The organism is Arthrobacter sp. RCC_34 (genome assembly GCF_041360795.1).
Taxonomy (GTDB): Bacteria; Actinomycetota; Actinomycetes; order Actinomycetales; family Micrococcaceae; genus Arthrobacter_E.
In genome coordinates this window covers 97,697-111,147 of sequence record NZ_JBFUPW010000004.1, presented here as the reverse complement: position 1 = coordinate 111,147, position 13,451 = coordinate 97,697, and the positions used below count along the sequence as shown (strand labels likewise).

Sequence of the window (13,451 nt, the reverse complement as noted above, 5' to 3'; positions counted from 1 at the left end):
CGGCCGAGAGGTTCAGGCGGCCTTGAGGGCCTGGACGGTGAGGAGCTTCACCGCGGCGTTCGAGCAGCCGTCCACCGTGACCGGGACGAACAGCGGATCGCTCGAACCCGGTGCGTAGACACGGTACTGGTGTGCCGCCACGTGGACGCAGTCCGGGTGCAGGCCGGCCTGGCTGTACCGCAGCTGAGCGCCCGCGGCCTGGCCGGGGGCGAGGGTGACGGTGGTGGCCGGCACGGACGCGTCCTGCTCGGCCGGAGCGCCGATGGCGGGAGCGGCCGTTCCGGGCACCAGCTCGACCTTGGGGAACCCCGTCACCGTGCACGTCACGCCGCCGGTGTTCTTCAGTGTCAGGATGCCGTAGACACTGCCCGCCGCCCCACCGCCTGCCGTGTTCAGGGACGCGGCGAGCGAATCGGCCGCGCAGGGCTTGGGCGCCGCGACGGGCGGGGTGGTGGTCGTGGGCGGAGGAGTGGCCGTGGCCGATGGAGAGCTGGACGGCGTGGTGGCGCTCGGTTCAGGTGTCGTCGCGGTGGGCGACGGCGAGTCACTGCTCGGGGAGGGGCTGCTGCCGCTTCCCGGGGTGCCGCAGGCGGCCAATCCCAGCACGAGGACCGTCGCTGCGGCCCCGAGAGGGAGGGTTCGTGACGTCAGGAACTTCCTCGGAGTGCTCATGGAACCCACCCTAGTCCTGTGACGCCTGAGCTGGGGAAACAAATAGGCCACGACCGACCCGGGGCGGGTCCACCGGCTGATGCGGTGGACCGGCGCCCGGGCCGTCGTGGCCTCAGGAACCGTTCCGGCGGCGTCTACTGTGCGGTGTTGCGGCGGGTGCGGACGAGCGCCACCCCACCCAGCACGAGGCCCGCGACGCCGGCTCCCAGGCCCACCCAGGAGCGGGCGGCGGAGGCGCCGTCATCGCTCGTGGAGGAGGCCGGGGCGGCGGCCTCGGGGGTCGCGGCGCCGTGACCGCCGTGCTCACCACCCGCGGAGGCGGCCGTGACCTTGAAGGACGGGGCGGGGGACTTGAGGGAGTCCTCGTCCTGGCCGGCGGCCGGGATCTGGTTCCAGTTGGTCGAGCCCGTGCTGCACTCCTGGAGGGTGGGGAAGTAGAGCGTGGCGTCCGGGGTGCTCGGGACCTTCACGGACAGGACCAGGGCGTCGCGCTGGTGCGGATCGAGCGGGGTCTTGGCCGTGTAGACGATCGCCTTGGTGCGGGTGGTGATCGAGTTGCCGGTCTCGAGCTTCTTGGGCTCGGGAAGCTTCTCGGTGACCTTCTGGATGGTCCAATTCGGGTTCACCGTGGGGGTGGCGTCGTCGAGTTCCTTCGGAAGGTTGATCGTGACCTTCGTGGTGGGCTGTGCGTCGCAGCCGTGGGGGATGCCGAAGGTCAGGAGGGCATAGGAGCCGGCTCCGGTCTTGTCCGGAGTGACGCCGACGTGGGCGCTCGCGGCCGCGGCGCTTCCCAGGAGGAGGGCGGCGGCCCCGGCTGCGGACAGGGTGGACTTCAGGATGCGTGACATGGTGGCCTTTCGCGGCGCGCTCAAGGGCGCGCCAAAAAATGTGTTCTCCGGCGTATATACCGGCAAGGGCATGCTGGCGGTCGTCAGAGGACGACGACGCGCGGCGGCCCGCGGAGCCTGTCACGGCGGAGGGTGCGCCACGGAAGCCGCGGCGGCTCGGGTGCGAACGGAGCCCGGAGTGCCCGCCCGGCGACCGGGAGGACCGGGGTCTTCGTGGCCCGGAAGAGAGGGCGCAGCCACGCGGCCAAGGCCCAGAGGGCGGCCTCTCCCCGGGCCAGCAGGAGTGCCGTCAGCAGGGTGGCCACGACATGGGCCAGGAGCATCCTCGGGTCGTGCGTCAGGGAGCCGTGCCCCGCGGAGTGTCCGAGAGCCGGGGAGAGGTGCTGCAGCGCGCCGGCCAAGGCGGCGCCGTCGTCGTGCTGATGAGCGGCCGGCAGGGCGGCGTGGGGCGCGCCCGTGTCGGCCAGTGCAGTGAACGCCTCGTGGAGCAGCACCTGGCCGGCGCCGAGCGCGGCGGTCATCGCCGGGAGTCCGAGGCGGATCTTGGTCGCCAGGACCGAGGCCAGAAGGGTCAGCGCGAGCAGTGCGGCGAGGATCGCCGGCGCGGGAAGGGCACCACCGGCCAGGGTATGGGCCCCTGCCGCGAGCGTGAGGATGCCGGTGCTCAGGAGTCCAGTCCGCAGCAGGTGGAACGGCGCCGGGTGCCGAGTCGGTGCCGCGGCGGTCGGTGCGGAACCGCGGGCGGGACGCCGGAGGAGACGGTGCGATGAGGGCACGGCTCCTCCTTCACTGGGCATGGTTCACGCTGGGCACGTCTCGCTTCACCGGGCAAGGCTCGGGGACGCGAAGATCGGGGTGGATGGCGAGTGCCATCCGGGCCATTCTATCGGGCCGCCGGTGCCTCTCCGGGACCGTTGCGGAGCTGTTCGAGCGAGGTGGAGAGGCCGGCCAGGAACGCCTCCAGGCCCAGGTCGAAGGCCTGGTCCGCCACGGCGGTCGCGTAGGACACGTCGTCCTCCCGGCCGAGGAAACGCTCCCGGACGGCGAGGGCTTGTGTGAAGACGGGCACCTGCTCGGCGAAGTCCCCGGTGTCGAAGATGTCGGCGGGCGCCACGGCGTCCAGGGCCGAGCCGAGGATGAAGCTCTCCAGAGACACGATGGCGCTGACCACGAGTTCCTCGGGCCAGCCTTCGTCGAGGAAGCCCTGGGTGACGGCCTCGTACATGCTCAGCGTGGGGTTGGCGCCGGTGACGGGCGTGGTGGCCAGGAGGGCGATCGCGTGCGGGTGGGCGGCGAAGGCGGTGCGGTAGGAGCGGGCCCAGAGACGCGTGGCGTCGAGCCAGGGGAGGGTCCCGAAGCCGGAGTGGTCGATCCCGGACGTGATCAGTTCGCGCATGGAGCTCAGGACCTCGGTCTTGTTGCCCACATGGTGATACAGCGCCGGGGTCTTCACGCCGAGCTCGCCGGCCAGCGCGGCCATGGTGAAGTCCTCGGGGCCGGTGCGTCGAAGCACGTCAAAGGCCGTCCGGACGATCAGGTCTCGGTCCAGCACGCTTCTTTTCGGCCGTCCCGCCCGTCGTGGCGCGGTTGACATCATGACTGTCCCCTCTTGCGTGTTGCGTACATCACAGACTACTGTGATCCCCAATTATTTAATCCCATTAAATATTTGGAGTTCGAATGGTTCTGACAGTCTTCCACGGCGGCGTGGTCGCGGCCGATCCCCGCATCCCCGGCCAGGCTGACGCGCCCGGCCGGGGCGAAGCCGCCCCCGGCAGCGCCACCGCCCTCGCCGTCCGCGACGGCGTCATCGAAGCCGTCGGCGCGGACGCCGAAGCGCTGCTCGACCAGGCGGACCACGTCGTGGACCTGGACGGCGCCTTCCTGGGTCCCGCCTTCGCGGACGGCCACGCGCATCCGCTCTTCGGCGGGATGGAGGACCTCGGGCCCCAGATCCGTTCGTGCGGGTCCGTCGAGGAGATCGTGGCCGCCGTCGCCGCGTACGCGGAGGAGAACCCGGACCAGGACTGGATCATCGGCGCGAGCTACGACGCCACGCTCGCCCCGGGCGGCCTCTTCGACGCCGCCTGGCTCGACGAGGCGGTGCCGGACCGTCCCGTGGTGCTCAAGGCCTGGGATTACCACACGCTGTGGGTCAACTCGGCAGCGCTCCGTGCGGCCGGGATCGATGCCGGGACCCCGGATCCGGACCGCGGCCGGATCGTCCGTCGCGAGGACGGCAGTCCCCTCGGGACCCTTCAGGAGTACGGCGCGCTGGAACTCGTGGAACGGGTCGCCCCGGGATACTCGCTGAGCCGGCGCGTCTCCGCCCTGGAAAGCGCCACGTGGACGCTCGCCGCCTCCGGGATCACCTGGGTGCAGGACGCCTGGGCCGCCCTGGAGCACCTGGACGTGTACCTCGAGGCCGCGCGGCAGGGCCGGCTCAACACCCGTCTCAACCTCGCATTCCTGGCCGAGCCCGGCCGCTGGCGGGAGAACCTGGACGCCTTCGTCGCGGCGCGCGAGGCCGTCCAGGCGGTCGGGTCCGATCTGCTGACCGCCCAGACCATCAAGTTCTTCGCCGACGGCATCATCGAAAGCCACACCGCCTGCATGCTGAGCCCGTACGCGGACGCCCCGGAGGACAAGGGTCTGCCCAACTGGAGCCAGGACGAGCTGAACGACGCGCTCGCCGCCGTCGACCGTCTCGGCTTCCAGGCCCACATCCACGCGATCGGTGACGGCGCCATCCGGATGGCGCTGGACGGCATCGAAGAGACGGCGCGGCGCAACGGCCCCCGCGACCGCCGTCCCGTGCTGGCGCATCTGCAGGTCGTCGACCCCGAGGACGTCCCGCGCTTCGCGGAGCTGGGGGTCGTGGCCAACTTCGAGCCGCTCTGGGCCCGCGAGGACGACGTCATGAACCTCCTCACCATCCCGCGTCTCGGCAGCCCGCGCTCCGAACGCCAGTACCCCATCGGCAGCCTCGTGGAACGGGGCGTCGCGGTGTCCTTCGGCAGCGACTGGCCCGTCACCTGCCACGAGCCGGTGCCCGGACTCGCGACGGCGGTCACCCGCCAGACCCCCGACCACCTGCCCGCGGGCGGCTGGCTGCCCACCGAACGCGTCGACGTCGACGCCGCCCTCGCCGCGTACACCTCGGGCGTCGCCCACCAGGCGTTCGCCGAAGACCGCTGGGGCTCGCTGCGCCCCGGCCTGAGCGCCGACCTGGTGCTGCTCTCCCACGACCCCCGGGACGTGGCCCAGGAAGAGATCCAGGACATCCAGGTGAAAGGCACCTGGCTGGCCGGACGCCGCACCCACACCGCGCTGCTCCCCGCCGCAAGCTGAGCCGCACACCGAGCAGACCCCGCGTGCCTCCCCGACAGAAAGACCTCCCCATGGCATCCACCCCTCTCGAACCCCCGGCTCAGGCCGGCCTGGTTCCCGGCGACCGACCCCGACAGCTCCGCCGCGTCCTCGGCCTGGCCGCTTTGGTCATGTTCGGCCTGAGCTACATGGCCCCCGTGACCGTGTTCACGACCTTCGGCACCGTCACCCAGATCACCGACGGCCACCTGGCCGCCGCCTATGTGGTCGCCCTGGCGACCATGTTCTTCACGGCCCTCAGCTACGCCCGCATCTCCGGGGTCATCCCGGCCGCCGGCAGCGCCTACTCCTACACGACCCAGACGTTCGGCGGCCATCTCGGCTTCGTGACCGGCTGGACCCTCATGCTGGACTACCTGTTCCTGCCGATGATCAACTTCCTGCTGGTGGGCCTCTACCTGAACTCGGCCTTCCCGGCCGTGCCGGGCTGGGTGTTCTCGCTGGTGAGCGTGGTCGCCGTGCTGGCGTTCATCGCGCTGGGCGTGAAGTTCGTGGGCAAGTTCAGCGGCGTGATCGTGGCGATGGCCGTGGCGATCATCGTGGTGTTCATCGCCCTGGCCGTCTCGTACCTCTCCGGCAATCCCGCGCCCTCGGTGCTCGCCCCGTTCGAGACCGGTTCCGGCGGGGTGGGCCCGATCTTCGCCGGCGCAGCCGTGCTGGCCCTGTCCTTCCTCGGGTTCGACGCCGTCTCCACCCTCTCCGAGGACGCCCGGGACGCGCAGCGGAACATCCCGCGCGCCATCGTCATCACCACAGTGCTGGGCGGGGTCATCTTCATCGCCGTCGCCTGGGCCGGCGGCCTCGTCTTCCCCGACTGGCACGCCTTCGGCTCCCTGGACACCGCGGGTATCGAGCTGATCGAGAAGGTCGGCGGCCCTGTGCTGAGCGCGATCTTCATCGCGGTGTTCGTGGCGGGCTGCATCGGCTCGGCCATGACCAGTCAGGTGAGCGTCAGCCGCATCATCTACGCCATGGGCCGCGACGGGCTCCTGCCCCGCGCTTTCGGCAAGCTGCACCCGCGCTTCGGGACGCCCGTGCTCGCGGCCGTCTCGGTGTCCGTGGTGTCGCTGCTCTCCCTGGTTCTGTCGCTCGAGATCGCGGCGACGATGATCAGTTTCGGCGCGCTGTTCGCCTTCTCGATGGTCAACCTGTCCGTGGTGAAGTACTTCTTCTGGGACCGCAAGGGCCGCACCCCGAGGGATCTGCTGATTCACCTGGTCCTGCCGCTCATCGGCTTCGCCCTGACCATCTGGCTCTGGACCTCCCTCGCGCCGACGTCCTTCACGGTGGGCGTGTGCTGGATGGTGGTGGGCGTGATCTTCCTGGCCGTTCGCACGAAGGGATTCCGGCAAGCGCCCCCGAAGCTCACGTTCGAGTAGGGCGGCGGCGGGCACGGCTCCCGCAGCACGACGACGGCGGTGGGCCGGGCAGCGCGCCCGGCCCACCGCCGTCGTCGTTCAGGGAGCCCTGGGCAGTCAGGTCACGACGCGAACGCCGCGCGGACCTCCTCGTGGGGGAGCGCATGGCTCCTGTGGCCCTCGCGGCCGACCATGTCCCGCGCCGCGACGAGGGCGTTGAGGACCGCCTCTTCGGTGGCCTCGACCACGGCCTCGTAGAAGGGGTCCATGCTGCCCCAGGCCACATGGGAGAGCTGTTCGACCACCACACCGCCCGCGCCCATGCGGGAGCCGAGGCCGCCCTCGTTGGCCGTGGAGAAGGCGAGGAAGATGTCACCCGAGAAATGGCTCCCCGTGGTGCCCGTGCGCGCCAGGCCCAGGCTCACCCGGCGGGCGAGCGCCCGGCACTGGTCCGGAAGCATCGGCGCGTCCGTGGCCACGACCACGATCACGCTCCCGGCCCCTGCCACCGCGTGGGCGGGGGAGGCGGTGTCGCGTTCGAACCAGTCGGTGGTGGTCATGGGGTCGGGGGCCTGGGAGTCCCGCCCGAGCCTCCGCCCGGCCACGCGCAGTTCCTTCCGGGAGCCGAAGTTGGCCTGCAGGAGGACGCCCACGGTCCAGGAGTCGTCGCCCGAACGGACCACCCGGGAGGCCGTGCCCGTCCCGCCCTTGAAGCCGTAGCAGTTCATGCCGGTCCCGCCGCCCACATTGCCTTCGGCGAGCGGCCCGGTGCGGGCGGCGTCGAGGGCGGCCGCGGCGTGCTCGGGGAGCACGGTGTCCGCGTTGATCGAGTTCAGATAGCCGTCCCAGGTCTCGCCGACCACGGGCAGCATCCACTGTGCCGCGACCGCGGGGTGGTGCTCAGCCATCCACTGGTCGACACCACGGTGCACCGCCCCCACCGCGTGCGAATTGGTCAGCGCGATGGGCGTCTGGAACTGTCCGGATTCTTCGATCCAGGTGCTCCCGGTCAGCTCGCCGTTGCCGTTCAGGACGGCGAGTCCGGCCGCGCAGGGCTTCCCGGCGGCCGCCTTGCCGCGCGGCAGGATCGCGGTGACGCCGGTGCGGACCACCACGGGCCCGTCCTCGATCAGCGTCACGTAGCCGACCTCCAGGCCTGGCACATCGGTGATCGCGTTCCACGGTCCGCGCTCGCCGTCGAACGGGATGCCGAGATCCCGGGCCCGCGGAGCGGCGCCGAGCGGAGCGGTCCCGGACGGACGGCTCGTGCTCGGATCGGAAAGGGGTGCGGTCACTGCTGCTCCTCGGAGGTGGGTGATGTGGACGGTTCGGCTGGGGCGGACTGTGTGGAAGGTGCGGGCGTGATCAGCGTGCAGTCCAGGGCGAGCTCGGCGAAGAGGAGGGTGTTCCGCAGATAGCGGTCACGCTGCCAGTCGTCGGGGTCGATGAGGTAGAGGTCGTAGGCGTCCTCGAGCGCCACCAGGTTCTCCGCGATCGCATGGATCTCCATGCGGGGCCGGAACGCTCCGAGGGCGGTGCCGACTTCGAGCACGATCTCGTACAGGGCGACCTGCCGTTCCACCACGAGCGCCAGATTGCGCCGGTAGTGCGGATTGTCCTGGGCGGCCGACACCACTTGGTACACGATCCGCAGTTCGTCGCTGATGTGTTCGGGGATCCCGGCCTCGATCATGAGGCGGAGCCGTTCGACCGGGTCGGAGACGCCGTCGATCAGCCGGCGTCGTTGTTCGCTGAACTCGTCGATGACACCCTTCACGGCCTCCATGACCAACTGGTCGAAGCTCTCGAAGTGATACAGGACGCTGCCCGTGCTGACCTCGGCGCGCTCGGCGACCGCGCGCACGCTGGCGTTGGCGATGCCGTGTTCGGCGATCACGCTGCTCGCGGCCGCGATGAGGTCCTGGCGGCGCTGTCTGCTCTTAGCCCTCATGCCACCGGCTCCTCTGCCGGCGCCGGCTCCGCCGCGGGGGCGCGGTCCTCCGGGGCGGAGACCACCACGGAGGAATTGAGGGCGGCGTAGCGTTCGGGGGAGCGCCGCTGCATCACGAGGCCGGCGATCACGCCGCCCACGAAGACGAGCGGCACGATGCCGATCAGCAGGAGATTCACAGGGCCGGTCATGCCGGACACGATATCGAAGTGCGAGACGATGATGGCGAACGCGGCGATGAGCCCCAGGGCGCCGAGCACCGGTGCGATGACCACGCGCCACGTCCCATGGCCTCGCCGGTCCTTCCGGAAGAAGCCGATCACGGAGACCGCGGCCACGCCCTGAGCGAAGACGAGCCCCGCCACGCCCACGGCGTATGTCCAGAGGCTCAGTCCGAGATAGGGGTCCGTGCCGGAGAGCGCCCCGGCGATCATGACGACCAGGCTGAGACCGGTCAGCGCCAGGCTGGCGACGTGCGGGGACCGCATGCGGTGGTGGGTGCGGGAGAACACCGTCGGCAGCAGGCGCTCGCGGCCGAGTGAGAACACGTACCGCGCACAGGCGTTGTGGAAGGCGAGGGCGCAGGCGAAGAAGCTGGTGATGACCAGGATCTGGAGCACGACGCCGGCCCACGCTCCCAGCGACTGCTCGCCGGCGAGGAACATCATCTCCTCGAGCTTGTCCGAGTTCGCGAGCGCCAGCACGCCATCCACCCCGAACGCGACGGTCAGGGCCCAGAAGGTGAAGGCGTAGAAGACGGCGAGGAACGCGATGGCCAGGTAGGTCGCGCGGGGGACCGAGCGGTCGGCCTGCTTCGCCTCCTCCGCGTAGATGACCGTGCCCTCGAAGCCGAGGAACGCCCCGAAACCGAAGACGAACAGGACGCTGGCGCCCGGGACGAAGAAGATGTTGACGGGGTTGAAGGACGCGGCCGTGGCGTCGGCGATGTGGCCGCCGTTCTCCACGATCGCCGCGATCGAGACGATGAGGAGGATGAGGACCTCGGCGGTGAGCAGCACCGCCAGGACTTTCGCCCCGACGTCGATGCGCCGGTAGCCGAGCAGCCCGATCAGGAGCACCGAGAGCGCCGACCAGACGCCCCAGTGCAGATGGATGCCGAACAGATTCCCGAACGTCAGGTCCGCGAAGAACCCGAGGAGCGCGTAGAAGCCGATGAGCAGGAACGCGTAGGCCATCACGGTGACGAAGGCGACGCCGATGCCCACCGGCTTGCCCAGCCCGGCGGCCGCGTAGGCGTAGAAGGCGCCCGTGTTGCGGACGAAGCGGGACATGGCCGTGAAGCCGATGGCGAAGAGGATCAGGACCGCGCCGCTGGCGAGCATGGCGCCCGGCGCCCCGATCCCGCCGAGGAAGAACGACAGCGGGGCCGCGCTCACGGCCACCGTGAGGGGCGCCGCCGCGGACACGACGAAGAAGATGATGTCGACCGTGCCCAATTTCCCGGGGGCGAGGGAATCCGGGGCCTTGGCCTCGGTGGTCGTGCTCTGCATGGGAACCTCCGGTGTGCCTGGGTGACGAAATCTGAACAAGTGTGAGAAAAGTCTCATCCCCTGTTCGTCGCGTGGTCAAGGCTTTCCGCGCTTAAAATTGACCAGCTGTTCAGATTTCTGGTCTAGACCGTTCGCCCCGCGCCGTGTCGGCGAGGGCGGCCGACGGGGGCTCCCGGCACTTCGACAGGCCGTAGAAATTCGTGGATAATCGGGCCTGGACGGGCGGTGCGCCCTTCCAGGACGGACGGGGAAGGACGATGACGGCACGCGGAGCGCGTTTCGCACGGGGCTGGATCGCAGCCACCGCCGCGACGTCGATCGCCGCCTTCTCGCATGTCCTCGCCGGCGGAGCCGTTCCCGCGGCGGCCGTCCTGCTGCTCTCGCTGGTCCTGTCCGGGCTGGTGTGCACGCTGCTTGCCGGAAAAGGTCTGCTTGCCGGAAAAGGCCTGCTCGCTGGGAAAGCGCTCCACACCGGAAAACCACTTTCTCTCTGGCGTCTCTCCACCGGTGTCCTGTTCAGCCAGGCGCTGTTCCACGGCCTGTTCAGCATGGCGCCCGCCGGGATGACCGCCGGGATGACTACCGGGCCCGCCGCCACGATGGCGCACGACATGGCCCGGATGGGTCACGCCGGGCACATGGCCCGGTCGATGGCCCCGGTCCCGGGCAGCGTCGCCACGGACAGCTCCATGGCGCTGATGGACCATTCCTCACCGCTCATGTGGGTGGGCCACGTGGTCGCCGCGGTCTTCACCATCGCCGTGCTGCGCCATGGCGAGGTGACCCTCCTGAGGCTTCTCGCCGCTCTGCGGATGCGGCTCCTTCCTGTCATTCCCCGGGTGGCGCCGCTCGTCGTCGTGCCCGGATCGCTGACCATGCCGCTGGACCGGCGCGTCACGCCGCTGCGCAATCTCGGCGTGCCCCTGCTGGTTTTGCGGCACCGCGGCCCGCCGCTGTTGTCTGAGTCGTTCTAGCCACCCCGGCCACCGGTCCGCCTCGCGCGCCGGTGCCGTGAGACCTGCGCGGAGTCTCCGCGCCACACTTCTCAGCCGCCCTGCCGGGCCCCTGTGTCCCGCAGGGCAGGAAGCAGTCATGAGTTCTTTGCCATTCCTTGCATGGCGGAACCCGGGGCGTCGTGCCTCCGTGCTGACGGCCGTTCTGGTGCTGTGCTTCGCCGTTCTCCTGGCGGGCGCTCCGAAGGCCTCGGCGCACGACCAACTGGTTTCGTCCATCCCGTCCGACGGCAAACGCCTGTCGGCAGCACCCACCCAGGTGTCCGTCACGTTCAGCGCGGCCCTCATGGACCTGGGCTACGAGATCCGCGTCGTTGACGCGGCCTCGAAGAACTGGGCCCAGGGCAAGCCCGTGCTCGCACGGGAGACCCTGGCCCAGCCCCTCGCACCGGACCTTCCGGAAGGGGAGTACCAAGTCCGCTGGAGAGTCGTCTCCAGCGATGGCCACCCCATCAGCGGCAGCTATTCGTTCCTGGTCGGAGCGAACGCGAAGGCGGGCACCATTCCGGCGCCCGGACTCGCGCCGGGCACCGAACCCGCTGCCGCGCCGTCCGCGGAAGCCGGCGCCGCGTCGGAGTCCGATCAGGCGGCCGGGGTCCCCGGCTGGCTGATCGCCGGCGGCATCGGCGCTGCCGTGGGCCTCGGCCTGTTCCTCGCGGTCCGGGCCCTGCAGCGCCTGCGCCGCGACGACGCCGCCTGACGGGCACCCCTTTCATCCCACACTTTCACCCCGTCCCGGCCTCACGCTGCCCGGACGGGCACAGATCAGGAGTCACCATGACCACCAAGAAGACCCTTTCCCTGCTGTCCCTCGCCGCTGCCGCCACTCTCGCCCTCGGCGCCTGCTCCTCGGGGAACGCCCCGGCGCCTGCCGCATCCTCGGCCAGCCCGGCGCCCGCCCTCTCGATCAGCGAGCCCTGGGTGAAGGCGGCATCCTCCGGCATGACCGCCGCGTTCGGGACCGTCCGAAACGGCAGCGGCAAGGACCTCACCATCACTACCGTGACCACCCCCGCTTCGCCCATGGCCGAGCTGCACGAGACCGTCATGAACCCCAGCGGCGGCATGCAGATGCGCGCCAAGGAGGGCGGGTTCACCATTCCCGCGGGCGGTGAGCTCAAGCTCGAACCCGGTGCGAACCACATCATGCTCATGAAGCTCGCCAAGGCCTACCGTGCCGGCGACGAGATCCCCTTCGAGCTGAAGGCGAGCGACGGCACGACCCTCAGCTTCACCGCCCAGGTCAAGGACTTCTCCGGCGCCAAGGAGAACTACGCGCCGGGTGGGGACTCGGGCGAGCACTCGGGCCACGGCGGCGAGGACCACTCCGGGCACGCCCAGCCCACGACCTCCCCGGCCAAGTGAGTCCGCGGGACGTGGAGCCGTCGGCCGAACCCGAGGGCCGTCCGGAGGAGCCGGCGGGCGCGGGAGCCGCGGCGGGATCCTCGAAGGGGGTACGACGCCGGAACCTCCTCCTCGGTGGCGCCGCGGCGGGGGTGGGGGCGCTGGCCGCCGCCGGGACGCAGCTGGTGGGCGGCGCGCCGTCGTCGTCGGTGGCGGCGGAGACGCCCGACAACGGGGCCGGCACCGTGCCCTTCTTCGGCCCGCGGCAGGCCGGGATCGGCACCGCCGCGCAGGCTCACGGCGCCTTCGTGGCGCTGGACCTGAAACCGGGGATCACGGGGGCGGGGGTGAAGTCCCTGCTGAAGCTGCTCACGTCCGACGCCGCGCGGCTCACGCAGGGGGAGGGCGCTCTCGCCGACACGGAGGCCGAGCTGGCGTTCCGTCCGGCGAACCTGACGGTCACGTTCGGCTTCGGGCCGGGTCTCTTCCGGGCCGCGGCGCCGAGCCGGGCGCCCTCGTGGCTCCGGCCGCTGCCGAAGTTCGGCATCGACCGCCTGGTGAAGGAGTACAGCGGCGGGGATCTGCTCCTCCAGATCTGCGCCGACGACCCGCTCACGGTCGCGCACGCTCAGCGGATGCTGCTGAAGGACAGCCGGAGTTTCACCACGGTCCGGTGGATCCAGCACGGCTTCCGGCGGGCGTACGGCACAGAAAAACCGGGCACGACCATGCGGAACCTCTTCGGCCAGGTGGACGGGACCGCCAACCCGGCGCCCGGCAGCGAGAGTTTCGAGCGGGTCGTGTTCGGTGACGGGACCAACCGGCCCTGGGTGGAGAACGGGACGTCCCTCGTGCTCCGGAGGATCAGCATGAACCTCGACAAGTGGGACGAGCTGGACCGCTCCGGGCGCGAGGAGTCGGTGGGGCGGAAACTCTCCAACGGCGCGCCGCTGACAGGGGTCGACGAGCACGACGAACCGGACTTCAAGGCCCTGAACCCGGCGGGCTTCCCCGTGATCGCGGACTTCTCCCATCTGCGCCGCGCGCGGCCGGAGGACCCGTCCCAGCGGATCTTCCGGAGGGCGTTCAACTACGACGTCCCGCCGGGAGGCCCGGGGGTGTCCGATTCCGGGCTGCTGTTCGCGTCGTTCCAGGCGGATGTGGACCGGCAGTTCGTGCCGATCCAGAAGCGCCTGGACGATCTGGACATCCTGAATCAGTGGACGACGCCGGTGGGCTCGGCGGTCTTCGCCATCCCGCCAGGGTGCGGTCCGGACGGCTTCGTGGGGGAGGGCCTGTTCGCCTCCGCGTGAGGCGGTGATGTGCGTTCCCCGGGGGCCTCGCGGGGTTGAGGCCGGCGCCGT

The 13,451-nt window shown here is 70.6% G+C and carries 13 protein-coding genes; 6 read left to right on the top strand and 7 right to left on the bottom strand.

What is annotated here, in order from left to right:
- Positions 1-12: 12 nt before the first annotated feature.
- From AB6732_RS14865 to AB6732_RS14850, 4 genes are all read right to left on the bottom strand, one after another.
- Positions 13-672: a DUF4232 domain-containing protein gene (locus AB6732_RS14865; protein WP_370960678.1), complete on the bottom strand. Its 660-nt coding sequence runs from the start codon at positions 670-672 to the stop codon at positions 13-15.
- 134 nt (positions 673-806) lie between these two features.
- Positions 807-1,520, bottom strand: coding sequence for a YcnI family protein (locus AB6732_RS14860; protein ID WP_370960677.1), 714 nt, complete (start codon positions 1,518-1,520; stop codon positions 807-809).
- Between the two features lie 83 nt (positions 1,521-1,603).
- Positions 1,604-2,296: a hypothetical protein gene (locus tag AB6732_RS14855; protein WP_370960676.1), complete on the bottom strand. Its 693-nt coding sequence runs from the start codon at positions 2,294-2,296 to the stop codon at positions 1,604-1,606.
- Between the two features lie 107 nt (positions 2,297-2,403).
- The gene (locus tag AB6732_RS14850; protein ID WP_370960675.1) at positions 2,404-3,072 is read right to left on the bottom strand and encodes a TetR/AcrR family transcriptional regulator C-terminal domain-containing protein; all 669 of its coding nucleotides are present in this window, start codon (positions 3,070-3,072) and stop codon (positions 2,404-2,406) included.
- A 128-nt stretch (positions 3,073-3,200) separates the two neighbouring features.
- Here AB6732_RS14850 and AB6732_RS14845 point away from each other — a divergent pair, with 128 nt between their 5' ends.
- A complete protein-coding gene (locus AB6732_RS14845; protein ID WP_370960674.1) occupies positions 3,201-4,871 on the top strand; it encodes an amidohydrolase in 1,671 nt (556 codons plus the stop codon).
- Between the two features lie 50 nt (positions 4,872-4,921).
- On the top strand, positions 4,922-6,289 hold the full coding sequence (locus tag AB6732_RS14840) for an APC family permease (RefSeq protein WP_370960673.1): 1,368 nt from the start codon (positions 4,922-4,924) through the stop codon (positions 6,287-6,289).
- A gap of 101 nt (positions 6,290-6,390) precedes the next feature.
- On the opposite strand, the gene AB6732_RS14835 is transcribed toward AB6732_RS14840, so the two are convergent.
- The 3 genes from AB6732_RS14835 to AB6732_RS14825 are packed head-to-tail and all read right to left on the bottom strand — an operon-like array spanning position 6,391 to position 9,730.
- Positions 6,391-7,563 (bottom strand): P1 family peptidase, encoded by a 1,173-nt coding sequence (locus AB6732_RS14835; RefSeq protein ID WP_370960672.1) that lies wholly within the window; start codon positions 7,561-7,563, stop codon positions 6,391-6,393.
- Positions 7,560-8,219: a TetR/AcrR family transcriptional regulator gene (locus tag AB6732_RS14830; RefSeq protein ID WP_370960671.1), complete on the bottom strand. Its 660-nt coding sequence runs from the start codon at positions 8,217-8,219 to the stop codon at positions 7,560-7,562. The genes AB6732_RS14835 and AB6732_RS14830 overlap by 4 nt, the downstream gene beginning before the upstream one ends.
- Positions 8,216-9,730 (bottom strand): APC family permease, encoded by a 1,515-nt coding sequence (locus AB6732_RS14825; RefSeq protein WP_370960670.1) that lies wholly within the window; start codon positions 9,728-9,730, stop codon positions 8,216-8,218. Before AB6732_RS14825 ends, AB6732_RS14830 begins: the two co-directional genes overlap by 4 nt.
- Positions 9,731-9,987: 257 nt before the next feature.
- On the opposite strand from AB6732_RS14825, the gene AB6732_RS14820 reads away from it, so the two are divergent.
- From AB6732_RS14820 to AB6732_RS14805, 4 genes are all read left to right on the top strand, one after another.
- A complete protein-coding gene (locus AB6732_RS14820; RefSeq protein ID WP_370960669.1) occupies positions 9,988-10,704 on the top strand; it encodes a hypothetical protein in 717 nt (238 codons plus the stop codon).
- A gap of 118 nt (positions 10,705-10,822) precedes the next feature.
- Entirely contained in the window at positions 10,823-11,443 is a 621-nt protein-coding gene (locus AB6732_RS14815; protein WP_370960668.1) for a copper resistance protein CopC, read from the top strand.
- A gap of 77 nt (positions 11,444-11,520) precedes the next feature.
- On the top strand, positions 11,521-12,108 hold the full coding sequence (locus AB6732_RS14810; RefSeq protein WP_370960667.1) for a copper chaperone PCu(A)C: 588 nt from the start codon (positions 11,521-11,523) through the stop codon (positions 12,106-12,108).
- Positions 12,105-13,400 carry a Dyp-type peroxidase gene (locus AB6732_RS14805; RefSeq protein WP_370960666.1) on the top strand — a complete coding sequence of 432 codons (1,296 nt, stop codon included), beginning with the start codon at positions 12,105-12,107 and terminating at the stop codon, positions 13,398-13,400. Before AB6732_RS14810 ends, AB6732_RS14805 begins: the two co-directional genes overlap by 4 nt.
- The last annotated feature ends 51 nt before the right edge of the window (positions 13,401-13,451 follow it).

Excerpts from the sequence above, each read along its gene's own strand:
- AB6732_RS14865 (WP_370960678.1), bottom strand. The coding sequence starts at position 672 with ATGAGCACTCCGAGGAAGTTCCTGACGTCACGAACCCTCCCTCTCGGG.
- AB6732_RS14840 (WP_370960673.1), top strand. The coding sequence starts at position 4,922 with ATGGCATCCACCCCTCTCGAACCCCCGGCTCAGGCCGGCCTGGTTCCC.
- AB6732_RS14845 (WP_370960674.1), top strand. The coding sequence starts at position 3,201 with ATGGTTCTGACAGTCTTCCACGGCGGCGTGGTCGCGGCCGATCCCCGC.
- AB6732_RS14860 (WP_370960677.1), bottom strand. The coding sequence starts at position 1,520 with ATGTCACGCATCCTGAAGTCCACCCTGTCCGCAGCCGGGGCCGCCGCC.
- AB6732_RS14820 (WP_370960669.1), top strand. The coding sequence starts at position 9,988 with ATGACGGCACGCGGAGCGCGTTTCGCACGGGGCTGGATCGCAGCCACC.
- AB6732_RS14825 (WP_370960670.1), bottom strand. The coding sequence starts at position 9,730 with ATGCAGAGCACGACCACCGAGGCCAAGGCCCCGGATTCCCTCGCCCCC.
- AB6732_RS14810 (WP_370960667.1), top strand. The coding sequence starts at position 11,521 with ATGACCACCAAGAAGACCCTTTCCCTGCTGTCCCTCGCCGCTGCCGCC.
- AB6732_RS14815 (WP_370960668.1), top strand. The coding sequence starts at position 10,823 with ATGAGTTCTTTGCCATTCCTTGCATGGCGGAACCCGGGGCGTCGTGCC.
- AB6732_RS14830 (WP_370960671.1), bottom strand. The coding sequence starts at position 8,219 with ATGAGGGCTAAGAGCAGACAGCGCCGCCAGGACCTCATCGCGGCCGCG.